The 23422-nt window shown below is 72.7% G+C and carries 24 protein-coding genes; 10 read left to right on the top strand and 14 right to left on the bottom strand.

Annotated features, from left to right (window positions below; translation table 11 throughout):
- Positions 1-30: 30 nt before the first annotated feature.
- The 8 genes from VFZ92_RS01855 to VFZ92_RS01820 all read right to left on the bottom strand — a co-directional run bounded on the left by VFZ92_RS01855 (position 31) and on the right by VFZ92_RS01820 (position 9462).
- Complete coding sequence (locus VFZ92_RS01855) at positions 31-750, bottom strand: nitroreductase family protein (protein WP_330873886.1); 720 nt, start codon at positions 748-750, stop codon at positions 31-33.
- Entirely contained in the window at positions 747-2117 is a 1371-nt protein-coding gene (locus VFZ92_RS01850) for a salicylate synthase (protein WP_330873885.1), read from the bottom strand. The genes VFZ92_RS01855 and VFZ92_RS01850 overlap by 4 nt, the downstream gene beginning before the upstream one ends.
- Entirely contained in the window at positions 2114-3784 is a 1671-nt protein-coding gene (locus VFZ92_RS01845) for a (2,3-dihydroxybenzoyl)adenylate synthase (protein WP_330873884.1), read from the bottom strand. The genes VFZ92_RS01850 and VFZ92_RS01845 overlap by 4 nt, the downstream gene beginning before the upstream one ends.
- Complete coding sequence (gene aroF / locus VFZ92_RS01840; RefSeq protein WP_330873883.1) at positions 3781-4683, bottom strand: 3-deoxy-7-phosphoheptulonate synthase; 903 nt, start codon at positions 4681-4683, stop codon at positions 3781-3783. Before aroF ends, VFZ92_RS01845 begins: the two co-directional genes overlap by 4 nt.
- Positions 4684-4714: 31 nt before the next feature.
- Positions 4715-6100: a helix-turn-helix transcriptional regulator gene (locus VFZ92_RS01835; RefSeq protein WP_330873882.1), complete on the bottom strand. Its 1386-nt coding sequence runs from the start codon at positions 6098-6100 to the stop codon at positions 4715-4717.
- Positions 6101-6386: 286 nt separating this feature from the next.
- Positions 6387-7106 carry a helix-turn-helix domain-containing protein gene (locus VFZ92_RS01830; protein WP_330873881.1) on the bottom strand — a complete coding sequence of 240 codons (720 nt, stop codon included), beginning with the start codon at positions 7104-7106 and terminating at the stop codon, positions 6387-6389.
- Positions 7103-7867 (bottom strand): thioesterase II family protein, encoded by a 765-nt coding sequence (locus tag VFZ92_RS01825; RefSeq protein WP_330873880.1) that lies wholly within the window; start codon positions 7865-7867, stop codon positions 7103-7105. The genes VFZ92_RS01830 and VFZ92_RS01825 overlap by 4 nt, the downstream gene beginning before the upstream one ends.
- A gap of 518 nt (positions 7868-8385) precedes the next feature.
- Positions 8386-9462, bottom strand: coding sequence for an HD domain-containing protein (locus VFZ92_RS01820; RefSeq protein ID WP_330873879.1), 1077 nt, complete (start codon positions 9460-9462; stop codon positions 8386-8388).
- A gap of 70 nt (positions 9463-9532) precedes the next feature.
- Between VFZ92_RS01820 and VFZ92_RS01815 the strand changes: the two genes are divergently transcribed.
- Positions 9533-10522: a GlxA family transcriptional regulator gene (locus VFZ92_RS01815; protein ID WP_330873878.1), complete on the top strand. Its 990-nt coding sequence runs from the start codon at positions 9533-9535 to the stop codon at positions 10520-10522.
- On the opposite strand, the gene VFZ92_RS01810 is transcribed toward VFZ92_RS01815, so the two are convergent.
- Together VFZ92_RS01810 and VFZ92_RS01805 are read right to left on the bottom strand one after the other, a co-directional pair.
- Complete coding sequence (locus tag VFZ92_RS01810; RefSeq protein WP_330873877.1) at positions 10446-10934, bottom strand: hypothetical protein; 489 nt, start codon at positions 10932-10934, stop codon at positions 10446-10448. The two genes, VFZ92_RS01815 and VFZ92_RS01810, sit on opposite strands and share 77 nt — an antisense overlap.
- A 29-nt stretch (positions 10935-10963) precedes the next feature.
- Entirely contained in the window at positions 10964-11824 is an 861-nt protein-coding gene (locus tag VFZ92_RS01805) for an SDR family oxidoreductase (RefSeq protein WP_330873876.1), read from the bottom strand.
- Between the two features lie 90 nt (positions 11825-11914).
- On the opposite strand from VFZ92_RS01805, the gene VFZ92_RS01800 reads away from it, so the two are divergent.
- On the top strand, positions 11915-12484 hold the full coding sequence (locus VFZ92_RS01800) for a TetR family transcriptional regulator (RefSeq protein ID WP_330873875.1): 570 nt from the start codon (positions 11915-11917) through the stop codon (positions 12482-12484).
- 120 nt (positions 12485-12604) lie between these two features.
- On the opposite strand, the gene VFZ92_RS01795 is transcribed toward VFZ92_RS01800, so the two are convergent.
- The gene (locus tag VFZ92_RS01795) at positions 12605-12793 is read right to left on the bottom strand and encodes a hypothetical protein (protein WP_330873874.1); all 189 of its coding nucleotides are present in this window, start codon (positions 12791-12793) and stop codon (positions 12605-12607) included.
- A 380-nt stretch (positions 12794-13173) separates the two neighbouring features.
- On the opposite strand from VFZ92_RS01795, the gene VFZ92_RS01790 reads away from it, so the two are divergent.
- From VFZ92_RS01790 to VFZ92_RS01770, 5 genes are all read left to right on the top strand, one after another.
- Positions 13174-13473, top strand: coding sequence for a DUF2089 domain-containing protein (locus tag VFZ92_RS01790; RefSeq protein WP_414719783.1), 300 nt, complete (start codon positions 13174-13176; stop codon positions 13471-13473).
- A 2-nt stretch (positions 13474-13475) separates the two neighbouring features.
- On the top strand, positions 13476-13727 hold the full coding sequence (locus VFZ92_RS01785; protein WP_330873872.1) for a hypothetical protein: 252 nt from the start codon (positions 13476-13478) through the stop codon (positions 13725-13727).
- Between the two features lie 10 nt (positions 13728-13737).
- On the top strand, positions 13738-14160 hold the full coding sequence (locus VFZ92_RS01780) for an SHOCT-like domain-containing protein (protein WP_330873871.1): 423 nt from the start codon (positions 13738-13740) through the stop codon (positions 14158-14160).
- Between the two features lie 41 nt (positions 14161-14201).
- On the top strand, positions 14202-15452 hold the full coding sequence (locus tag VFZ92_RS01775; protein WP_330873870.1) for a serine hydrolase domain-containing protein: 1251 nt from the start codon (positions 14202-14204) through the stop codon (positions 15450-15452).
- Between the two features lie 242 nt (positions 15453-15694).
- On the top strand, positions 15695-16345 hold the full coding sequence (locus VFZ92_RS01770; protein ID WP_330873869.1) for a helix-turn-helix domain-containing protein: 651 nt from the start codon (positions 15695-15697) through the stop codon (positions 16343-16345).
- Between the two features lie 13 nt (positions 16346-16358).
- Here VFZ92_RS01770 and VFZ92_RS01765 read toward each other — a convergent pair whose 3' ends face one another.
- Complete coding sequence (locus VFZ92_RS01765; RefSeq protein WP_330873868.1) at positions 16359-17171, bottom strand: SDR family oxidoreductase; 813 nt, start codon at positions 17169-17171, stop codon at positions 16359-16361.
- Positions 17172-17290: 119 nt separating this feature from the next.
- On the opposite strand from VFZ92_RS01765, the gene VFZ92_RS01760 reads away from it, so the two are divergent.
- On the top strand, positions 17291-18682 hold the full coding sequence (locus tag VFZ92_RS01760; protein ID WP_330873867.1) for an MFS transporter: 1392 nt from the start codon (positions 17291-17293) through the stop codon (positions 18680-18682).
- 51 nt (positions 18683-18733) lie between these two features.
- Here VFZ92_RS01760 and VFZ92_RS01755 read toward each other — a convergent pair whose 3' ends face one another.
- The gene (locus VFZ92_RS01755) at positions 18734-19510 is read right to left on the bottom strand and encodes a DUF2306 domain-containing protein (RefSeq protein WP_330873866.1); all 777 of its coding nucleotides are present in this window, start codon (positions 19508-19510) and stop codon (positions 18734-18736) included.
- 296 nt (positions 19511-19806) lie between these two features.
- On the opposite strand from VFZ92_RS01755, the gene VFZ92_RS01750 reads away from it, so the two are divergent.
- The gene (locus VFZ92_RS01750) at positions 19807-20472 is read left to right on the top strand and encodes a TetR/AcrR family transcriptional regulator (RefSeq protein ID WP_330873865.1); all 666 of its coding nucleotides are present in this window, start codon (positions 19807-19809) and stop codon (positions 20470-20472) included.
- Positions 20473-20482: 10 nt separating this feature from the next.
- Here VFZ92_RS01750 and VFZ92_RS01745 read toward each other — a convergent pair whose 3' ends face one another.
- On the bottom strand, positions 20483-22594 hold the full coding sequence (locus tag VFZ92_RS01745; RefSeq protein ID WP_330873864.1) for a 2Fe-2S iron-sulfur cluster-binding protein: 2112 nt from the start codon (positions 22592-22594) through the stop codon (positions 20483-20485).
- 179 nt (positions 22595-22773) lie between these two features.
- Between VFZ92_RS01745 and VFZ92_RS01740 the strand changes: the two genes are divergently transcribed.
- The gene (locus tag VFZ92_RS01740) at positions 22774-23346 is read left to right on the top strand and encodes a TetR/AcrR family transcriptional regulator (protein WP_330873863.1); all 573 of its coding nucleotides are present in this window, start codon (positions 22774-22776) and stop codon (positions 23344-23346) included.
- Positions 23347-23422: the final 76 nt, after the last annotated feature.

The raw sequence follows: 23422 nt of genomic DNA, 5'->3' as shown, positions 1-23422 counted from the left end.
CAAACCTCCTCGGGGCGTCTCTTCCGCTGGTCAGTCACTGGTCCACGCCTCTCCCCACCGCTCCCGGTAGGCGACCTCGGGCACGGGTGTGCGCCTGCCGACCGAGAACCGCCCCACCGGCCAGCCGACCGGCACCAGCGCGGCGGGCACGACCCCGCTCGGGATGTCGAGGATCTGCCTGAGCTCGTCGTAGATCGACACCGGACCGGCGGCGTCGCCCTCGGGCGTGATGCCGCCCAGTGCCTGCAACGTGGTCAGGGTCGCCCCGAGCCCGACGGCGCGGGCGGCGAGCAGCATGTTCTGCACGGCCGGGTAGATCGACGCGGCGTTGAAGAAGTCGGCCGGGTTGCGCCGGGTCGGCAGGTAGCACACGACGATCACGACCGGGACCTCGTCGAAGTGCGCGGCCAACTGGCCGGCCGCGGCCATCTCGCGCCCCTCGTCGGGTGCGGCGTCGTTGCGGACCACCTCGGTGCGGGACCACGCGAGCACGTCCTGGTAGCCCTGCTGGTACCACTGGCCGAGCCTGGTGCGCTGCGCCGGGTCGCGGACCACCACGAACCGCCACGGCTGGCGGTTCTTCGCCGACCCGGCCTGGATCGCGTGCCGCAGCACGAAGTCCACGAGTTCCGGTCCGACGTCGGCGCGCTGGAAGCGGCGCACGGCGCGCATCGTGGTGATGCAGTGCGACACCGCGGAGATCGCGCTCGCGGACAGCGCCTCGCTGTTCGGCGCCTTCACGACGGTCATGACGTGCCTCCCTCGTACGGCGTCAGCGGAACCAGGTGCCGCGAGATCGTGCGGAGCTTCTCGCGGGTCTCCTCGCGCTCCCGCTCCGGACGGGACCGCGAGACGATCCCGGCGCCCGCGCGCAGCCACGTGCGGCCCCGGCTGTGGAACAGCGAGCGCAGCGCCAGCGCGGCGTCGAGGTCGCCCCGCGCGCCGCAGGTGAAGACCGTTCCGCTGTACAGGCCCCTCGGTTCGGTCTCGAACCGGTGCACGGCCTCGTACGCGGCGTCCCTCGGGATGCCGGAGACCGCCGCCGCCGGGAACAGCCGGGCGAACGCGTCCCAACAGGACAGTCCGAGGTCGAGCCGCCCGGTGATGGTCGAGTCGAGGTGCTGCACGCTGCCGCGCTGCCGCACCGACATGAAGTCCTCGACGTGCGCGGTCCCCGGCAGGCAGATCGTCGCCAGGTCCTCGCACGCCGAGCGCACGGAGATCGCGTGCTCGAAGACCTCCTTGGGGTCGTTGAGCAGGTCGTGGCGCAGCCGCGCGTCGGTCGCGTCGTCGCCGGTGCGGGCGCACGTGCCCGCCACCAGCCTGGTGGTGACGCGGCCGTCCGGTTCGACCTCCAGCAGCGTCTCCGGGCTGAACCCGGTCGCGGCCAGGCCGCCCATGTCCAGCAGGAACGACCGGGCGGGCGTGTTGGCCCGCCTGCCGACCACGTAGGTGCCGACGAGGTCGACGTCGAAGTCGACCGGGACGACGCGGGACACGACGACCTTGTCCAGCTTCCGCGCGCGGACCTCCTCCACGGCCGAGGCCACCGCGTCGAGGTACTCCGCCCCGTCGTCGTCCGACGTCAGCGGCCGGGTGGTGTGGACGGGCTCGGGCACGTCGGCGCGGACGAGGTCGGCGACGCGCTCCAGGGTGTCCCGGTCGGTCGCCCGGACCACGGCCCGGTCGCGCTCCAGCCTCACCTCGACGTGCGGGACGACGAGGTGCAGCACCACGTCGTCGCCGACCAGGTCCGTCCGGCCCGACTGGAGGTGCCCCAGTTCGAAGGCGGCGTAGCCGTAGGCCCGCCAGTCGCCGACCGGGACGCCCCGCAGGAACTCCTCGACCAGGTCGAGCGGCCGGACGTCCAGCGGCTGCCACTTCTCCTGCTCGGTGTCCCACCGCGTGGTGGCGCCGAGGCGGTCCACGACGACCTCGCCGAGGGCTCCGCCCGCGAACGTGGCGGTGCCGCCGGCCTCGTAGACCACGTGCGGGTCGAAGCCGCCCGAGCGGGCCAGCCGCGCCGCGACGGCCACCGGGTCGGTGGCGACGTCGAGCACCAGCTCGTGGTAGCGGTTCGCGGCCGTGCCGGGAACCGGTTCGTGGTAGCGGGTCACGCCCCGACCTCTTCCACCTGTCGGGCGGACCGCACCCCGGCGGCCAGCTCGCGGAGCCGCTGCTTGCGGATCTTCCCCACGGGGGTCAGCGGCATCTCGTCCACGACCTCCAGCCGTTCCGGGAACTTGAAGGCGGCCAGACCGCTGGCGGCGAAGACCTCGCGGACCTCCTCCAGGGTGAGCGTCCGGCCGTCGCGCAGGACCACGCAGGCGCAGACCACCTCGCCGAGTTCCCGGTGGGGTGCCGCCACCGCGGCGGCCCGCGCGATCTGGGGCATCCGGTTCAGGACGTCCTCGACCTCCTCGGCGTGGATCTTCTCGCCGCCGCGGTTGATCACGTCCTTCACCCGCGACTCGACCACGAGGTTGCCGCTCGGGTGGCGCCGCACGACGTCGCCGGTGCGGTACCAGCCGTCGACGGTGAAGCACTCGGCGTTGTGCTCGGGGACCCGGAAGTAGCCGGGGATCGTGGTGGGGCCCCGCACCAGCAGCTCGCCCGCCTCGCCGTCCTCGACCTGCCGCCCGTGCTCGTCGACGACGCGGATCTCGTCGGCCGCGCTCATCGGACGGCCCTGCGTGGCGACGACGACCTCGATCGGGTCGTCGAGCCGGGTGAAGTTCAGCAGCCCCTCGGACATCCCGTAGACCTGTTGCAGCGCGCAGCCCAGTGCGGGCTCCACGCGCAGCGCCAGCTCCCGCGACAGCCGCGACCCGCCGACCTGGAGCAGCCGCAGGCTGGACAGGTCCCACTCGGCCGACTCGGACGATTCGAGCCACCGCTGCACGACGGCGGGCACGGCCGCGGCGACGGTCACCCGGTGCGTGGCTATCGCCTCGAACGCGACCTCGGGTCGCGGGGACGACACCACGACGACCCGCCCGCCGTTCATCAGCGTGCCCAGGAGGCCGGGGCTGCCCAGCGGGAAGGTGTGCGCGGCGGGCAGCGCGACCAGGTAGGCGGTGCTCCGGTCGAAGCCGCAGACCCGCGCGCTGTGCCGCGCGCCGTACTCGTAGTCGTTGTGCGTCCTGGGGATCACCTTCGGCACACCGGTCGTGCCGCCGGACAGCAGGAACAGCGCCGTGCTCGACGGGTCGGGGGCGAGCGCGTCCAGCCTGCGCCTGCGCTCCCACGTCTCCGCGTCGGGCCGGACCAGCGCCCGCAGGTCGACGTTGCCCGGCTCCACGTGGTCGCCCGCCACCAGGACGTGCTTGACGCCGCCGCAGGTCGAGGCGACCCGCCGGGCCAGGGCCTGGTGGTCGTAGTCGTGCACCCGGTCGGGCACGACGACCGCCTTCGCCGCCACGTGCCGGGCGATGTGGGTCAGCTCCTGCTCGCGGTGCGCGGTCAGCATCATCGTGGGCACCACGCCCACCCGCGTGCAGGCCAGCATCAGCACGATGAACTCGGCGCAGTTCGGGAGCTGCACGACGATGCTGTCACCGGAGCGCAAACCCAAGCCCAGCAACCGTTCCGCGAGCACGTCGACCTCGGCGGCGAGGTCGAGGTAGGTCAGGCTCCTGCGCTCGTCGACCACGGCCACGTCGGACCCGTAGCAGTCCGCCCAGGACGTGACGAGCGAGCCGATCGCCCGGCCGCGCCAGTGGCCGAGCGCCCGGTAGCTCGCCGCCCGCTCGTCCGGCCAGGTCACCACTCCGCTGGGGGTCATCGGCGGGAGCCCTCACCGCTGGAGGTCGCCGCCGGGGCGGTGGCGACGAGCCTGCCCGCGAGCAGCGGGACCTCGCGCATCAGACCGGCGAGTTCCGCCATGTCCTCCGGTGCCAGGGCCTGCGGTCCGTCGCACAGCGCTTCCTCGGGCCGGGGGTGCAGGTCGACGATCAGCCCGTCGGAGCCGACCGCGACCGCCGCCCTGCTCAACGGGAACACCAGGTCGCGTCTGCCACCGGAGTGCGAGGGGTCGACGATCACCGGGAGGTGGGTCAACTGCTGCACGATGGGCACGGCGCTGATGTCGAGCGTGTTGCGGGTGGACTTCTCGAACGTGCGGATCCCCCTCTCGCACAGCACGATGTCGAGGTTGCCCTGTTCCGCGACGTACTCCGCGGCCATCAGCCACTCCTCGACGGTGGCGCTCATGCCCCGCTTGAGCAGCACCGGCAGGCCGGTCGCGCCCGCGGCCCGCAGCAGCGCGAAGTTCTGCATGTTGCGGGTGCCGATCTGGAGCATGTCGGCGTGGGACGCGACGAGGTCGACGTCACGGGTGTCGAGCACCTCGGTGACGAACGGCAGACCGGTCTCGTCCCGCACGTCGCTGAGGATCTTCAGCCCGTCCTCGCCGAGGCCGTGGAAGGAGTACGGGGAGCTGCGCGGCTTGTACGCCCCTCCCCTCAGCATGGCGGCACCCGCGGCGGCCGCCATCAGCGCGGACTCCATGGTCTGCTCGGGCGTCTCCACGGCGCACGGGCCCGCGACCAGGGTCACCGTGCCAGGGCCGAACGGCACCCCGCCGACGGTCACGGTCGACCTGTCGCGCTGGTGTTTCGCACTCACTAGCTCATAGGGCGCGGTGACGAAGTCGCGCCGAACTTCCAGCCGGCTGTCGGGCACTGCAACTCCTTGCTATCGGTGTAAGGGGGAGTCAGGCGACTCGGTAGCGGAGGCCGGTCAGCTCGACCCGCGAGTTGACCGCGAGCTTGCGGAAGATCCGCCCCAGGTGGGCGTGCACCGTGTGCGGGGAGACGAACATCCGCGCGGCGATCTGCCGGTTGGTGAGCCCCTCGGCCACGAGGTCCGTGACCTGGCGCTCGGTCTCGGTGAGGCTGTCCCAGCCGGTGGCGGAGCGCTCGGCGTGGGTCCAGTGCTTCCGGCGGACGCCGAGCGCCCTGAGTTCGCTGCGCACCCTGGCCACGTCGCCGGTCGCGCCCGCCGTCTCGTACCTGGCCATCTCCTCTTCGAGGGCGGACACCAGGTGTGCCGTCGCCTTCGGATCGGAGTTGTTGCGCTGCAACAACATCTGGCCGACCTGGCGGTGCAGCGCGGCGGCGACCGGCGCGGCGATGGTCTCGTGCACCGCCCGCCAGACGAGGTCGTGGCTGAACGACAGGGTGTCCGCGTGCTCGTCGCAGTCGAGCAGGCCGACCCGCAGGACCTCGCGGATGCCGCGCAGGACGTCGGCGGACGTCCGGCCGAGCACCTCGGCCACGTCCGCGAGCCGGAACGACCTGCCGAGGATCGCGGCGATCTCCAGGACGCCGATCGTGTCGGTGCTGAAGCCCTCCAGCCTGGTCCGGACGGCCGACGTCAGGTGGCGGGGCAGGCGGCGCGTGGTGAGCCGGGCCCCCGACTCGCCGACCTCCACCGCGTCCTCCGCGCGCAGGCCGTCGAGCAGCTCCGTCAGCAGGGCGGGGTTGCCGCGCGCGCCGGCGGCCAGCTCGGCCAGGTCGTCACCGGGGGGCGCGGCGAAGTGGTCGGTGACGATCCTCGCGACGGCGTCGTCCGGCAGCGGTTCCAGCCGCAGCCGGGTGGCGCCCAGCGCGGTCAGCCGGTCGAAGAGCCTGCCGACCGTGATCGCCTCCCCGGCCCCGTCCCGGCAGGCGAGCAGCCACACCACCGGGCTGTTGCGGAAGTGCGCGACGAAGGACTGCACCGCCGCCAGCGTGATCTGGTCGGCCCACTGGAGGTCGTCCAGCGCGATCACCAGCGGTCCCGCCGCGGCGCGTTCCTCGATCTTGCCCAGCAGTTGCGCCGCCAGCTTCATCGGGCTGCCCGCCAGCGCCCAGATCGTCTCGCCGAGGGCGGAGACGACGGGTGCGAGCGGGGTCCAGCGGGTCAGCTCGTCGGCCTGGGCCGAGCAGGTCCGGATCCCCTGCTCGGCGGCGACGGCGAGCGCGTCGGCGATCATCCGGCTCCGGCCGATACCGGGAGGACCCTCCAGCAGGACGACCGAACCACGTCCGTCCCGAACGTCGAGGAGGGACAGGACCAGACGTTGCCAGTCCTGACCATGGTCGTTTCCGGAATTCATCGGCACTATTTCCTCCCTCTGCCCGAACGGATCCGGCACGGCCGATCCGTGAATTCGACGCTATGACAAGTCGCGCAAGTCCGTCCATGCGCAGAATGCGGAATTCGAGATAACCCGTCAGCTAACACCAAAAGAGACGCGAGAGGTGGCGAGTTGATGCCCGAATTTACTTCACGGGATTCCCTTATCACCACAAGCGCTGATCGGAACCGGTATTGCGGTGCCGGCAGAACGCGGCCGGGCCGCGGTTCGCGAGCCGTCGAACGGAAACCGGGCCCGCGCCGCCCTAGGCGGCTTCGGAGAGCGCGTACGCGGTCATCGCCGCGCCGAGCACCCGGACCCCGCGGCTGCTCATCGGGTCGTACCCGGTCAGCTCCTCGATGCGGCGCAGCCGGTAGTCGAGCGTGCTGCGGTGGATGCGCAGCTCGGCGGCGGCGCGGGAGCGGTTGTAGTCCGCCCTGATCAGCGCGGCGAGGGTCTCGTACCAGACGCTGCTCGACGAGGTCAGGGACGCGATGATGGCCACCAGGCTGTTCGCCACCGCGTCGTTCTGGGTGACCGCGTACTCCACGAGCACGTCGTCCAGGACGTAGACGCCGGGGGAACGCCCGGCCGCGAGGACGAGGTCCAGCACGTCCGCGGCTTCCCGGTACCCGGCCGGGACCTCGGTGCCCGGCCTGCTCGCCATGGCGCACCAGGCCCGCCCGTCGAGCCACTCGCCGAACTCCTCGACGAGCCAGGTCGTGCGGAGGTCCTCGCCGTCGGGCACGAGCACGACGGCGCCCCTCTCCCCGATCACGTACCGCGTGCCCGCGACGCCGTACCCGTCGAAGTACTCGGCGACCTGGTCGACCACCGCGGCGGTCGGGTCGCCGAGCACCAGGACGAGGTACGCGGCGCTCGTGTCCGGTCCGCCGGGCACGAGCGCCGCGACCTCCTCCTCGGCGGGTCTGCCGATGGGCGTCCGCGCGGACGGGCCGCCGGGACCGTGGTCGACAGTGGTCATGCGGTCGTCTCCCCTGCTGCTCCGCGAACTGCGTCGAAGTGGTGGTCGAGCACGTCGAGCACCTCGGCTTCCCGTGCGTCGAGGTAGAAGTGGCCGCCCTGGAAGGCCAGCACGTCGAACGCGCCGGTGGTGTGCCGGGACCACATGACGGCCTCGTCCATGCCGGTCAGCGGGTCCTCGTCGCCGACGAGGACCGTGACGGGGCACCGGACGGTCGCGTCCGTCCGACCCCGGTAGGTCTCGACAGCCCTGAGGTCGGCGCGCAGCACGGGCAGGAACAGGCTCGCCATGCCCTTGAAGTCGAGCACCGCCGAATCCGTGCCGCTCAGCAGGCGCAGCTGCGCCACGAGCCCCTCGTCGTCGCGCAGGTGCACCGCCTCGTCGCGGTGGCTCGACGGGGCGCGGCGGCCGGACGCGAACAACCGCGTCAGCTCGCGCCCGTCCGCCTCGGCCCGCTGAGCGACCTCGAACGCGACGACGGCGCCCATGCTGTGCCCGAAGAACGCGAGCGGCAGGTCGTCCTCGTCCCGGAGCGCCTCGTGGACCCGGTCTGCGAGCACCCCGATGTCCTCGACGAACGGCTCGCCCCTGCGGTCCTGCCTGCCGGGGTACTGGACCGCGAGGACGTCGATCCCAGGGCTGAGCGCCGCGGACCAGGAGAAGTACCTCGACGCCGCTCCCCCGGCGTGCGGGAAGCACACGAGGCGCGCGACCGCCTGCGACGTGCGGTGGTACCGGCGAATCCACGGGTTGACGTGCATGGGTGGAGGAACCATCCGAATCTTCAGCTCACCTGACGGGCGGCGCGCGCGGCGCGGACTCGCCGGACGCCGAACTCGCACCACCGCACCCGAAATAGGAAAAGAGATTTACCCACCGAAGTCCGCCGGGTCCGACCCGAACGTCGCAGGTGAGCCGAGAAAAGCACCGACCGCATTAGAACTCCTGCGATCCACCGCACACGGCTACTGCCTCTCCCGATCCACACACATTTCCGGCGTGTGAATAAAGATATCAGCGGGTTCGGGCGCAGTCAGCCGACGGAGGTCGTTTGAGCCTTAATCTCGTGGCCGTGCGGCCGGATGGTTCGGTGTCGGCCGCCGCGAGCATCGGAGGTTTGGTTCGGGTGCGGGCCGGTCTTCGGCGCGAGGGCGACCAGATGTGACGCAGGACTCTCAGCCACGGCTATCGCGGGCCCGGACGCACGCCTACCACCCGGTCACCGACAGCGGTGACCGGGTGCTGTCGGCAGGCGCGCCGGGGAAGCGGCACGGGACGTCTACGGCTCGCGGGTGAAGAACGGGTCGTCGAACACGTAGAGCCAGCGGCCGTCGGGCTGTCGGCGGGCGACCTCGGTGGTGTCCACGACGGTGGCGGCCCCGTCGGGTCCGGTCAGCGTCGCGGTGTGGGACATCAGCGCCAGCCCCGGCCCGTGCAGAACCGAGCGGCGGACGAGGTCGACGGCGACCCCGGCCCGGACCAGTTCCCGGAGTTCGGCGCGGATCGCCTCGTGGTCCACGGCCGGGTCACCCGAGGCCCGCCCGAGGAGCGCGCCCGCTTCGTACAGCGCCACCAGGCCGTCGAGGTCGCGGGCGCGGAGGCGTTCGACGAACAGCTCCCCGAGCCGTTCGGGGGTGCGGGCGACCTCCGCCGCACCCGGACGGAGGTAGGACGGCCGGTCGCCCCAGCCCGCGGCGGTGACCACGTCGAACCAGGTGACCACGTCACCGGGCGGGCCGGCGATGGCGGCGACGTGGCCGGGGAAGTTGATCGGCGACGCCTTCGCGGGCGTCCTGGCGATCTGGGCGGCGATGTCCTCCGCCAGGGTGTAGCCGATGTCCTGGCGTGGCCACGCGAGGAGGGCGGCGGTCACGAGGTCGTCGGGGAGGGCGGCGCGGCCGACGCCCGCGATGTCCGCGGCGATGCCGAGCTGGGCGGCACCGGCTTCCGGCGACACCCCGGCGGCGATGCCGTCGGAGGTGTGCAGGGCGATCCCGGTCCACACGGCGGCGGCGCGCTCGGCGTCGACCCCGGCGTCGAGCAGGAAGCTCCGGGCGAGGTCGGCGCCGTCCACCTCGAAGCGCTGCTCCCCGTTCCCCGCCTCGCACAGGCCCAGGTCGTGCAGCAGGCAGATCAGGAAGACCAGCTCCTCGTCGTAGTCCCTGCCCGGTTCCATCCCCGCCGCGGCGGCGGTGGGTCGGACGAACAGGAAGCTCCGGGCGCTGTGGGCCATGACGTGGTCGGGCAGGAGGGAGGCGGCGTGGGCCACCGCGGCGTCGGCGACGGCACTGGGGCCGGACAGGCCGAGATCGCTCGACGTCAGCCGTCCGCCGGTCTGCTGGGAAGTGTTGATCATCCTTCGATTCTGGGCAGCCCGCACCGGTCGAACCAGTGGCTCGAACAACGAATACTGTTAAGATCGCGCCATGCACCGGGTAGCCGTCCTGGCGTACGACACGGTCGTGGCGGCCGAGCTGGCCATGGTCGTCCAGGTGTTCGCGACGGCGAACCACTGCGCGGACGCCGCCTTCTACGAGGTCGGCGTGGCGGGTGCGGCGGGCTCCGTGGTGACCGCGTCGGTGCCCGGCCCCTCGCCCGCGCACATCCCCTCGCCCGCGCACGTCCCCTCGTACACCCTCGGCCCCGACCGATCCCTGGCGTGGGCCGTGCCCGCGGACACCGTCGTCGTCCCCGCGCACGGGTCGTTCCTCGACCCGCCGCCCGACGCCGTGCGCGCGGCGCTGCTGACCGCGCACGGCCGAGGAGCGCGTCTGGCGTCGCTGTGCGTCGGCTCGTTCGTCCTCGCCTCCACCGGCGTGCTCGACGGCCGCCCGGCCACCACGCACTGGTACTGGGCCGACGAGTTCGCCGTCCGCTTCCCCGCCGTCGACGTGCAGCGGGAGAAGCTCTTCGTCGGGCGGGACGGCGTCTACACCTCCGCGGGCATCACCGCCGCGCTCGACCTGGCGCTCAACCTGGTGGAGCAGGACCTCGGCGCCGCCACCGCCGCCGCCACGGCGCGCTTCCTGGTCGCCCCGATGCGCCGCGAGGGCGGCCAGGCCCAGTTCATCGAGTACGACGTCCCCGGCAGGGCGGACGCGCTGAGCGACACCCTGCGCTGGGCCGAGGAGCACCTCGCGGACGACCTGAGCGTGGCGGACCTGTCCGCCCACGCGAACATGGCCCCGCGCACCTTCACCCGGCACTTCCGCGCCGGTGTCGGCACCACCCCCGTGGACTGGCTGCTGCGCACGCGCGTCCGCCGCGCCAAGGAACTGCTGGAGCGCACGACGTGGTCGATCGACCGCATCGCCGCCGAGACGGGTTTCCGCTCGACCGTCACCTTCCGCCACCACTTCGGCAGGCTGGTGCGGGTGACCCCCGCCCGGTACCGGCGGACGTTCGGGTCGGCGTAGCCGAGCGGGGTAGCGGTGCACCACCCGCTCGGAACCGGTCGGCCGTCAGGCGACGGCGCCGAGTCCGGAGCCGCCGTCGGCGACGATCTCGGTGCCGGTGGCGAAGCGCCCGGTCGGAGGCGGCGAACAGGATGAAGTCGGCGATCTCGTCCGAGGTGGCCGTGCGCGGGATGGCGAACCCGTCGACCGGCACCGGTTCCCGCCCGTCGGGGCCGTAGGCCAGCGGCGTGTCGATGACATCGAGGCGCACCCCGAGCGCCGGACCGGGCAGCGCGGCGGCGCTCCGGTCGGCCCCCGTCCTGGCCGCGACGACGGTGTTCGCCCCGGCCTGGGCGAACCGGGTGGACAGCACGGTGCCGAGCGCCCCAGGGGCGCCGGCGACGAGGACGGTCTTGCCGGTGAAGGCGAACACGGGACCGACTCCTTCGTGGTCGGTGGTGATCAGTTGCTCGCGGCGGCGGTCACGTCGTCGGCGTCGGTCGAGTGCGCGAGGTCCCGTCCGGACTCCAGTGCCCGCAGGCGGTCGCGCAGCGCGCCGGTGGCGAGCGCGTACGCGTCGGAGCCCAGCGTCAGGCGCAGCGGGGGCTCGGCCTGGTCGGTGGAGGCGATGATGGCCGCCGCGATCTTCGCGGGGTCACCGGGCGCGGGCAGCGGGGGCAGTTCGCCCGCGACCGCGCGGCGCAGCCGCCCCGACGGGCCTTCGGCGTACTCGGGCAGCGCGGGGCCGAAGACCGAGCCGCCCTGGCCGAAGTTGGTGCGGGCCATGCCGGGCTCGACGATCGTCACGCCGATGCCGAACGGCGCGAGTTCGGCGGCGGCGGACTCCCAGAAGCCCTCGATGCCCCACTTCGTCGTGTGGTAGAGGCTCATGCCGGGGAAGGCGATCTGGCCGCCGACGCTGGCGACCTGGACGAACCGCCCGCCGCCCTGGCGGCGCAGGTGCGGGGTGGCGGCGCGGGCGAGCTGGATCGACGCGGTGAGGTTGGTCGCGATCTGCCGGTCGATCTGCTCGTCGGTGGCCTCCTCGGCCGCGCCGAACAGGCCGTAGCCCGCGTTGGAGACCACGACGTCGATCCGGCCGAGGTCGGCGAAGGCGCGGTCGACGGCCTCGCGCAGCGCGGGGGTGTCGGTGACGTCCAGCCCGGTGCGCCAGAGCCGCTCACCGTGGCGGACGGCCAGGTCGTCGAGCACCTCGGGGCGGCGCGCCGTGGCCGCGACCCGGTCCCCTCGGCTCAGGAGCTGCTCGGTGAGGTGGCGGCCGAAGCCGGACGACGTGCCGGTGATGAACCAGGTGCGGGTCATGTGGACTCCTCCGTAGGTAACTAACTAGATACATTCCTACACGACGGCCTGTCCTATGTAAATACCTGGATGGTTATGTACGATGGCCCCATGCCACCCGACGCCACCGAGACCAAGCGACGCCTCCTCACCGCGGCGGTCGAGGAGTTCGCCACCCACGGCCTGGCCGGTGCCCGCGTCGACCGCATCGCCGAGAACGCCTCGGCCAACAAGCGGTCGATCTACATGCACTTCGGCACCAAGGAGGAGCTGTTCGACCGGGTCGTCGCCGACAGCATGTCCGAGCTGGCGCAGGCGGTCTCGATCGACGCGGGCCACCTGCCCGACTACGCGGGCGCCCTGTTCGACCGGCTGCGGCAGCGCCCGCACATCACCCGCCTGTACCTGTGGGCCGGGCTGGAACGCCAGCAGCCCATCGACGCCGAGGTGCGGGAGTACCGGCGCAACGTCACCGCGATCGAGGCCGCGCAGGACGCGGGTCGGGTCCGCACCGACATCCCGGCGGTGGAGCTGATGGCCATGGTGATCGCGCTGGTCATCAGCTGGGACACGGCATCCTGGTCGCTGAAGGCGCTCCAGGCCGGGACCGGGCACGACCCGGTCGACGACCGCAGGGCCGCGGTGACCGCCGCCGTGGCGGGCCTCGTCCACCCGCGCTGAGCACGCGGACGCGCGTCAGCGGCCCTGGCGAGGGCGTCCGCGTGCCACCCGGCCGGCGCTGGACGTGCCGTGGTCGGGTGTCGGGCAGCGGCTCCGCGACGGGCACCGGGCCCGTGCGCGTCAGATGACCGCCGTGAGCGGCAGGTGGACCACGGGCGGCAGGGGCGCGCTGGACGACTCGGTGTCGAACGACCGGACGAGCAGTGCCGCGAAGCGGCGGGAGGCGGCCACGGCGTTCGCGTTCGAGGTGGCGCGGATGCCGCCGTTGGCCATGAGCACCATGATCAGGTCGTCGAGCACGAGGCGCACGCCCTGCCGCGCTACCCGACCACCGCCCACGGCGGGCGGCACCGGGTCGCGCCGGCCGACGGCGAGGCCTGCGGCGAGGTCATCCGCGCGGGCGAAGGGGCGATCGCGTCCAGCGACAGCGGCCACCGCGAGCCCGAGGCCGTCCCCGGCGACCCGAGATCTTGCCCGACAACCCCGAGACCTTCCCCTCCGACGTCCGGCAGGTCGCGGCCGTGTGCCCGGCGCTGACCATCACCGTCCAGGGCTGGTTCAATTATCTTAAGATCCACATCTTGAAAATTAAGGTTTTGACGGGTATAAATTGAACTATGGCCGACGAGGCACTGGACTGGCAGGAACTCACGAATCTGACCCGTGGTCGGCCCTTCACGGTTGAACGGGTGCGCCTGGCCGACAGCGGCATCGCGATCGAGGGCGGGTTCGAGCTGCCGCAACTGGCTCAGCTCACCGTCGAGGACCAGGTCTTCGTCACGGCGTTCGTGCGGTGCCACGGCTCCATCAAGGAGATGGAGCGGATCTTCGGGGTGAGCTACCCGACGATCAAGTCCCGCCTGAACCGGATCACGCAGATGCTCGACTTCGTCGAGACCGATCCGGCGCCATCGCGGGCCGACGTCATCGACAGGCTGCGCCGCGGGGAGATCGACGCCCAGCAGGCTCTGTCCGAACTGGACGGTTGATCGTGCTGCCCCAACTGGTGACCGTGCGGGTTCGCCGCCCGCGCGGTCGCACCATCAGGGTCTGGGTGCCGCTGCTCCCCTTCGTGCTGCCGCTCCTCCCCGTCGTGGCGCTGGCGGCGGTCGTGGCCTGCCTCCTGCACCACGTCAGCGTGCCGCGGGCGCTCGTGCGCGGCTGGCGCTTCGTCTCCGCGCTGCCCGGCACCCGGTTCGACATCGAGCAGGGCGGCACGGCCGTGCTCATCACCATCAAGTAGGGGGAACGCGATGAACGAGCAGCGCAAGGACGTCCTCGACCTGCTGGCCGAGGGCAAGATCACCGCGGACGAGGCCGAGCGGCTCATCACCGCGCTCGAACGGGACCAGCCGCCCGCGGTGGTGGACCTCGACGCGCGGCCGAGGGGCAGGGCGAAGTACCTGCGGCTGGAGGTGGACACGCTGGACAACGGCGAGCCGGGGCGGATCAACGTCCGGGTGCCGCTGCAACTGCTGCGGGCGGGCGTCCGGCTGGCGGCGCTGATCCCGCCGCAGGCACTGGACCGGGCGTCCGCCGAGTTGGCCAAGTCGGGTGTGCCGATCGACCTGAAGCAGCTCAAGCCCGAACAGCTCGAAGCCCTCGTGGAACACCTGGACGACCTCGTCCTGGACGTCGACCAGCCCGACGCCAAGGTGCGCGTCTTCTGCGAGTAGGCCGTCATCACCACATCACCTTCTCGGAAAGGATCGACAGCATGACCGCAACACAGGACCAGCGGCGCGGTGACCTGGTCGAGGACGGCTGGGGCCGGGTCGCCGACGTGTTCCGCGCGAACTTCGAGGGCGACCCCGGCGAGGTCGGCGAGGTCGGCGCGGCGTGCGCCGTCTACGTCGGCGGCCGTCCCGTGGTCGACCTGTGGGCAGGCCTCGCCGACCGCGAGGCGAACCGGCCGTGGGGCGGCAGCACCGTCGTCCAGGTCGCGTCCACGACGAAGGGCGCCACCGCGATCTGCGCGCACCTGCTGGTGCAGCGCGGTGAACTGGACCTGGACGCCCCGGTGGCCCGGTACTGGCCGGAGTTCGCCGCCGCAGGCAAGGAGCGGATCCCGGTGCGCTGGCTGCTGTCGCACCAGGCCGGGCTGCCGGTCCTGGACGGACCGCTGACGTTCGAGCAGGCGTGCGCCTGGGACCCGGTGATCCGTGCGCTGGAGAAGCAGCCGCCCCTGTGGGAGCCGGGCACCGAGCACGTCTACCACGCCGTCACCTACGGGTTCCTGGTCGGCGAGGTCGTGCGCCGGATCTCCGGCAGGTCGCTGGGCACGTTCTTCGCCGACGAGGTGGCCCGCCCCCTCGGCCTGAGCGCGTGGATCGGGCTGCCCGAGGAGCACGAGGACCGGGTGGCCGCGCTCCACTACGCCGCACCGTTCAGCGTGGAGGAGCTGATCACCGGGCTGGTCGGGCTGACCGGGCTGGACGCGGACACGGTCACCGCCTGGGTGCGAGCGCTGTACTCGCCGGGCTCGGTCCAGATGCGCGCGGCGGAACTCGGTGGGGCGCTCGACAACTCGTCCGACTACTTCACCTCGCGCGCCTGGCGCGCGGCGGAGTTCCCGGCCGCCAACATGGTCGCGGACGCGCACTCGCTGGCACGGATGTACGCCGCGACGGTGAGCGAGGTCGACGGCGTGCGACTGCTGAACCCGGCGACGGTCGAGACGATGACGGCCGTCCACACCGACCGGACACCGATGCACGGCCTGCCGCCGGGCCTGAACATCCCGGCCGACCGCTCGTTCTACATGTCGCTGGGCTTCATGCGGGCGGCGCCGCCGATGCCGATGACCGGGCCGAGCTCATTCGGCCACCCCGGCTCAGGCGGATCCATCGGCTTCGCCGACCCCGACTCCGGCGTCGGCTTCGGCTACGTCACCAACAACTGGAACTTCCGCCCCGACGACCCGCGTGCGGCAGACCTGGCCAGGGCCGTCCGCGACTGCCTCGGCTGACAGGTGTCGCGGTCGGTCGGCGCAAGACCGACCGCGACACCCGCGGCAGACGGCCGCGTACTCCTCGACCGGGTCCTCCCCGTGCGCGGACGCGGCCTCCGCGGGGTCGAAGGACACCGTCCCGGACCGGACCGCGCCGTCCGGCAGTCCACTCCGGACGGTTGTCTCCCCCGCATCGCGGCCACCTGCCGGAACTCGGCCGCGCAGACCGACCGGTGCGGCTCACCAGTACGATGACCGGCGTGAATTCCCCACGACGGCGCAGGATCGACGAGATCGGCGAGGAGAGCCGCCGCCGCATCCTGGACGCGGCGGAGGAGCTGTTCGGCGAGCGCGGGTTCGACCGGACGTCCTTCGTCGACATCGCCGAGCGCTCGGGCATCAGCCGCGGCTCCATCCCGTGGCACTTCACGAACAAGGACGGTCTCGTGATGGCCGTCGTCGAGCGCGCGATCGACCGCGCGATGCCCCCGGAGCGCTACCAGTTCGTGCCGCCGCTCGCCGAGGTGTTCGAGGACTCCGCGGCGCTGGTGCGTGACGAGAACGCGCCGCTGCTGTTCATGATCCTGGCCGAGGCGATGACCGGCAGGGGTGCCGTGCACGGTCAGTACCAGGCGTTCCTCACCCGGAGGCGGGAGGGCCTCGCGCGCTGGTTGCGCGCGCAGCGCCCCGAGGGGGTGGATCCCGGGACGGCGACGGCGAAGGAGCGGACGTTCGCGGGGGTGCTCAACGGGGCGCTGCTCGGGATCCACCTCCAGGCGCGCGTCGACCCGGACGGCTTCGACCTCGACGAGGCGCTGCGGTCGGCCGCGGCCCTGTTCGAGAAGGACCTCGCCGAACTCTGGGACACCCCGCCCGCCGCGGGCCGGAAACCCCGCGAGCGCACCGGTTGAGCCGCGTTCCCCCTCAGGCGGTCGGGACCGGGATGGACTCCAGGAGGGCCGCCATCCGCGCCTCCAGGTAGGGCCGCACGGCGTCGTCCGTGTGGATCCACAGCGCTCCGGCCTCCATGCCCGCGACGACCATCTCACCGACGGAGTCGATGTCGGTGCCACCAGCGAGGTAGGCCTCGACGGCCTCGCGGACGCTTCCCCCCAACCCGATGCCCACGCCCTCGTCCGCCGCCAGGGTGTTGCGGACGATGTCGGTCGCGACCGGGCCGGGGCACAGCACGCTGACCTCGACGCCGTGCCGCGCCACCGCCGACCGCAGCGACTCCGACAGCCCGACCACCGCGAACTTCGCGGTCACGTACAGCACGTTCGGCGAGGCATCCGCCACCAGGCCGGAGCCCGACGAGGTGTTCACCACGTACCCGCCCCGACCGCGCTCGATCATGCGGGGCAGGAACGTCTGGATCCCGTTGACCACACCGGTGAGGTTGACCCCGAGCGCCAGGTCCCACTTGTCGTACCCCAGCTCCGACACCGGCGAGTACGGCGCGATGCCCGCGTTGTTGAACAGCAGCGTGACGTGGCCCAGCTTCGCCTCGACCTCGTCGGCGGCCGAGGCGAACGCGGCGCGGTCCCGCACGTCCAGGCGAACGGCCTCGACGGCCGTGATCCGCGACAGCTCGTCGCGGCTGCGCTCCAGCGCCGCCTCGTCGACGTCGGCCAGCGCCAGGCGCACACCCCGTTCGCCCAGCGCCCGCGCGATGCCCAGACCGATGCCCTGGGCACCTCCGGTGATGAACGCGACCGAACCTTCCCATTCCCGCACGGGACCGCCTCTCCTCGACGTGCTGCCGGACCTACCGACCAATCGCTATGCTGACTAACATAGAGAATGTCGGCAAGCATTGTCTACGCCGTCCGAAGCAGAGCCGTTGAGGGGCCGTGATGACCGAAGAAGACCGTGCCGTGACCAGCCGTCCCCCCGCGCCGGGACCCGGCGGCGACGCGGAGCCCGCACCCGAGATGGGGTTCCGGGAGGTCGTGTCCGCCGGCGGGGGCACGACGCTCGTCGTGATCGCCGGGTTCCAGGCCCTCGACAGCGTCGACAACGCGATGTTCGGCGTGTTCGCACCGGACGTCCGCGAGTCGCTCGGCCTCACCTCGTCCGAGATCACCCTGGTCGCGGCGCTGGCCGGCGTCATGGTGGCCGTCGGCGCACTACCCCTCGGCTGGCTCGGGGACCGGCGCCGCCGCACCACCGTCGCGGGCCTCTGCGCCCTCGTCTGGACCGCCGCCATCGCGTTCCTCGGCGTGGTGCAGAGCTTCTGGCAGCTCGTCACGACCCGCGTCGTCGCGGGCATCGGCAAGGCCAGCGAGGGGCCCGTGCAGGTCTCGATCCTCTCCGACGCCTACCCGCCCGCGGGCCGCGGCCGGGTGCTCGGCATCCACCGCGGGGCCCAACCTCTCGGCATCATCGCGGGCCCGGTGCTGGCCGGGATCTTCGCGCTGCTCGTCCCCGAGGGGCACGAGCCGTGGCGGTGGGCGTTCCTCTTCCTCGCCGTGCCGGGGCTGGTCGTCGGCCTGAGCGCCCTGCGGCTGCGCGAACCGGTCCGCGGCCACTTCGAGCAGGAGGCGCTGCTCGGGGGCGACCCGTCGCCGAACCCGAGCGCCACGCCCGTGCCGCTGCGCGTCGCGTTCGCGCGGTTGAGGAAGATCCGCACCTTCTCCTTCGTCATGGTCGCGCTCGGCGCGTTCGGCCTGTGCGTGGCCACGGTTCCGCTCTACCTGAGCTTCATCCTCGAAGACCACTTCGGGCAGGGGGTCGTGGCGCGCAGCGGGATCGCCGCCGTCAGCGCCGTCGGCGGTCTGGCGGGCGCGGCGCTCGCGGGCGTGCACAGCGACCGGCTCTTCCGCCGCAGCCCCAAGGCGGCCCTGTTCCTGGCCGGCGGGGCGCTCGCCGCGCTCGGCGTCGGCTTCGCCTTCCAGGCCTACTCCCCCAGCATCCTGGCGTTCACGCTCATCGGGATGTTCACCCAGGCCATGACGTTCGGCGGCCTGGTGCCGTTGAGCCTCGTCGTCGCCTCGGTGACCCCTCCCGAGTTCCGCGCGACGGCGTTCGCCGTGGTGGGCCTGTACCTGGCGTTCGTCGGCGGCCTCGGCGGCGCCCTGATCACCGACGTGGCCGAGCAGCTGTGGGGTGCCCGGACGGCCGTCGCCGTGGTCGCGCCGACCGCGTCCGTCCTGGCGGGCCTCGTCCTGGCCGCGGGCGCGGGCCACCTGCGCGGCGACATCGCACGGGCCGCCGCCGACGTGGTCGGGCAGCGGCGTCCCGCGTGAGGGCGCCGTCCACGGTGGACGGACGGTGGTCCACCGTGGACGGACTCCGGGTCACACCTCGACGGGCACCGCGTCGGCCCGTGCCGCTCCCCGCGGCGAGGGGGACGGGGAGAACCGGAGGCCGGGGAGGTTGCGGCGCCGGACCATGATCTCGGCGACGACGATGTTCGGCAGCCAGCACAGGAACGGCACGGCGGCGTACGCGTCGGTCATCAGCTGGTCCACCTCCGCGTCCGGGCCACCGACGCCGAGCGCCACCTGGAACAGGATCAGCACCCCCAGCCACAGCCTCAGCGTGGGAGCGGCGAAGGTGAGCGCGAAGCTGCGGATCATCCACGCCTGGTGGCTCGCGACGTCGCCCTCGCGGACGGCGCGGTAGCCGCGCCACGTGGTCCAGCCCCAGAGCACGGACAGCGTGCCGAAGCCGAAGAACCCGACGAACGCGGCGGAGCTGAACGCGGACATCACCAGCCCCGAGACCGAGGCGAACGCGATCGACACCGCGTAGGTGCGGCCGATCCAGCGGTGCACGGCCCGGTAGCGGCGGCGGATGGCCTTCGCGAACTGGAACGGCCCCACGACGAGGGCGGTTCCCGCCGTGGCGATGTGGACGTAGAACGCGATCCGCACGGGGAACGGCCTGCTCGCGTAGGTGGAAGCCAGGCCCACGCCCTGCTCCCCGAGGGTCGCGAGGCTGCCCACCGCGTACTGCCCGACGAAGTACCCGGAGATCGCCAGGGAGATCAGCGTCACCGCGGTCCAGCTGACGGGGGAGGCGCGGCGGGGCCGTTCCGGGGCCGCGATCGGTGGCGAAGTCGGCGCGGTCATCGCGATGAACCTGCTTTCCGGGGGTGTGCGGGTGGTCCGCGCGTGAGGGCGGACCCCAGCGAGGAGGGGCGTGGGGGAGGGACGAGAACGCGCCGGAACACCGTGCGGGAACACGCGCCGCCGAGGGCTGCGCGGTCGACGACGCGGCGTTCCGGATGCAATCTGGACAGTGTGAGTTTCACTCGCGCGGCGCGCGGTTGTCAAGTGGCGGCCCCACGTCCTCGAACCCTCCCGGCAGGACGTCGACGGCAGCCCGCCGGGACGGGGGGCACGTCCGCGCGTGTCAGGATCTCCCCATGGAACAGCGACGGAAGCGCACCACCTACCACCACGGTGACCTGCGGGCGGCGCTCGTCGAAGCGGGCGTGGAACTGGCCCGCACGGGTGGTCCGCACGCGGTCGTCCTGCGGGAGGTGGCCAGGGTCGTCGGCGTCGCGCCGAACTCCGCCTACGGCCACTTCGCGACGCTGGGCGCGCTGAAGCGCGCCGTGGCCCAGAAGGCGCTGCGCGAGATGGGCGGCGCGATGCTCGCCCGGCTCGCCCGGTTCGAGGAGCCCGCCGACCCGGCGGAGGCCGCGAAGGCGTACCTGCGCGAGGTCGGCCGCGCCTACGTGCGGTTCGCCCTGGACGAGCCCGGCCTCTTCGCCACGGCCATGGGCGGCGATCCCGCGGGCACGAAGACACCCGGTTTCGTCGAGGACACCGCGGATCCGAGCTACGAGGACCGCCCCAAACCCGACACGGTGGTCCTGGACGCGCTCTCCCGGCTGACCGAGGCGGGCTACACGACGCCGGGGACGGTGCAGGCCGCGGTGATGGCCTGCTGGGCGACGGTCCACGGCCTGTCCACGATCCTGCTCGACCTCCAGCCGAACCTGCCGGAGGCCGAGCGGGACGCGGCCGTCGACTCCGCCCTCGACGTGCTGATCCTGGGGCTCACGACGTCGAGGCGGCAGCCGTGAGCCGCACCCGTCAGGGCTCCGCGATGTCCAGCGCGACCCCGGACAGCGGGCGGCCGACGCACGTCAGCACGTAGCCGTCGGCCTTCTGCCGCGGTGTCAGGCAGTTCGGCTCGTTCATCGCCACCTCCCCGCCGCGCAGCTTCACCGCGCAGTCCCCGCAGTTGCCGACCGTGCACGAGTACGGCATCGGCAGCCCCGCCGCGAGCCCGGCGTCGAGCATCGTCTGGCCGGGCTCGACCACCGCGGAGCCGACCGGGCTCGTCCCGTCCTGGACGACCATCTCCTGCGGCGCGGTGGCCGCACCCGCCGGGTCGGCCCCGCTGGTGTAGCGCTCGCGGTGCACGCGGTCGTCGGGCACGCCGAGTCCGGTCAGGACACCCTGGACGGTGTCCATCAGCGGCTCGGGCCCGCACAGGTAGAACCGGGCGTCCCGCGCGGGTCGCAGTTCGGCGAGCCAGTCGCGCACGCCCTCGGCGTCGAGCCGTCCGCGCTGCCCGGTCAGGACGTGGGTGACCGTCAGCCGCTCCGGGTTCTCCCCCGCCAGCCGGAGGAGTTCGCCCGCGAAGATGACGTCCTCCTCGCGGCGGTCGCTGCACAGCAGCGCGACCCGGCCCGCCCCCGGTGCCGCCAGCAGGGTGCGGATCACGCTCATCATCGGCGTGACACCGCTGCCCGCCGCGACCAGGACGACCTCGTGGCCCGCCGCCGCGTCGACGTGGAACGACCCCGACGGGCCGCGCAGCGCCAGCCGGTCGCCCACGCGCAGGGTCCGGTGGACGTGGGTCGAGAACCGGCCGCCGTCGACGTGCTTGACCGTGACCTCCAGCCGGGACGCCCCCGGCGCCGACGACGCGGAGTAGGCGCGGCGCACCGGCCTGCCGTCGACGTCGGCGACCAGCGTGAAGAACTGGCCGGGCCGGAAGTCGAAGGTGCCCGGACCGTCGGCGTCCTCCAGCACCAGGGTGACCGCGTCGGGCGTCTCCCGGCGCACCTCGGCGATCCGCACCTCCCGCGGGCGGTTCACCGCGGGGTGGACGGCGGGGGCGGTCGGCCGCGCGTCGACCTCCACGTCGTCGTAGCCCTCCTTCCGCAGCCCGGACCGGTAGGCGAGGTTCATCACCCGCCTCAGCAGCCCGCCGATCCCCGGCACGCCCGCGACGCCCTTGAGCACGCGGGCGAGCATGCCCTTCTCGGCGGCGGCCACGTTCGCGGCGAGGTGGTCGCCCGCCAGCACCATCAGGTCCGGCACCGCGCCCCGCTCGGGAGGCGCGGCGGTCCACACGCGCGAGCGCGCCACGGCGTCGTTGGCCGTCACCTCGGCGCGGTCGACGTCGACGAGCAGCGCGGCGTGCGGGGGTGTGCCCCGCAGGGCCATCGTCGCCAGCAGCGCCGGGTCGTCCGTGATGGAGCCCCGGCCGCTGACGTGCAGCACGCCGGTCCGGCCGGGGACGAGGGCGGCGAACGACAGCCGGTCGTCCTGGAGGAGGTTGCGCAGGCTGTCCGCGCGCTTGTTGCCCCTGCGGTCCGCGATGACGAGCGTCCGGCCGTCGAGGACGCGCGCGACGGTCGGCTGGTCCCCGCGCGGACTGGTGTCGCCGCCGCCCGATCCGTCCCAGGTGGACAGTGCGAGGAACGGTGCGGCGGCCAGGAAGTCCGCGACGCCGGGTCCACGCAGCGGCCCCTCCCCCACGACCTCCGGCGCGGGTCCCGCGGGAGCGGAGGGCTGCCACAGGCGCGACCGGATGACGGCCTGTGCGCAGTGGACGTACGCCTCCTCCACGTCGACGACCGTCTCGGCGCCCGTCCGCTCGACCGCGGAACCGTTGACGCGCAACGTCTCCCCCACCCCCGGCAGCAGGAACACGAACGACACCGGGCCGTGCGCGCGCCCGTCGGGCAGGGTGAACGAGATCTGCGTGGGCGAGTGGACGCGCACGAAGCCCGGCGCGCCGCCGATGAACGTCGTGCGGGGGACGCCGTCGGCGTCGCGGTAGCCGAAGCCCGCGAGCGGGCAGTGCGCCAGGACGGCCCGGCACCCCTCGTCGAGCGCGCTGATCTGCTTCAGCTTGATCATCGACGGGGGCCGCCCGAGGGCCGCCTCGACCTCGTCGACCGTCGTCATGCGGTGCGGCGATAGCTGGGGCTGGCTCACGAGGCGCCACCTGAAGTTTTGTTTCCGCAGCTCATAGGACTATTGTGAGCATTAGCTCAGATATTTTCCACTCGCTTTTGCCCACCGCCGGGAGGACTCGGATGCCGTCGGCCGACCGCCGCCTAGAGCCACGTCGCAAGCCCCGCCAGGTGCGTGCCGAACTCACGCGCGACCGCATCCTCACCGCGGCTGCTCACATTTTCGCCGAGCACGGCTACGCCGCGGGCACCACGAACCGCATCGCCGAGCGCGCCCGCATCTCCATCGGCTCGCTGTACCAGTACTTCCCGAACAAGGACGCGATCCTCGCCGAACTGCTGATCCGGCACATCGACCGCGGCACCTGGACCGGCGCCGACGACCTCGACCTCTCGCCGGGGACGCTGGGGGCGACGGTCAGGGCCCTCGTCCGCGACGCGATCGACAACCACGGCGACGACCCCCAACTGCTCCGGGTGATGATCGAGGAGGCGCCGGTCTCCCAGGAGCTGCGCGACACGATCGACCGGCACGGCACGCGGCGCACGGCCCAGCTCCGCGACGTCATCGTCCGGCACCCGGACGTGCGCGTGGGCGACCCCACCGTGGCCGCGGAGATCATCCTGCTCACGGTGGAGATCAACACGCACAAGTTCATGGCGGCCCCGCGCACCACCCCCGTCGAGACGTTCGAGGACGAGCTGGTCGCCATGGTCACCCGCTACCTGCGCGGGGACCGGTGAACCGCGCCAGACCTCCAGCGCCGCGGGCGTGAACCCGCCCTCTCGAACACCCCGGACGCACCGAACGGACTCGCCG

Origin of the sequence: Umezawaea sp. (assembly GCF_036375055.1) — a bacterium.
Lineage (GTDB): Bacteria > Actinomycetota > Actinomycetes > Mycobacteriales > Pseudonocardiaceae > Umezawaea.
Note: the sequence above shows the minus strand (reverse complement) of the source record. Positions and strands in the feature narration are given on the sequence as shown.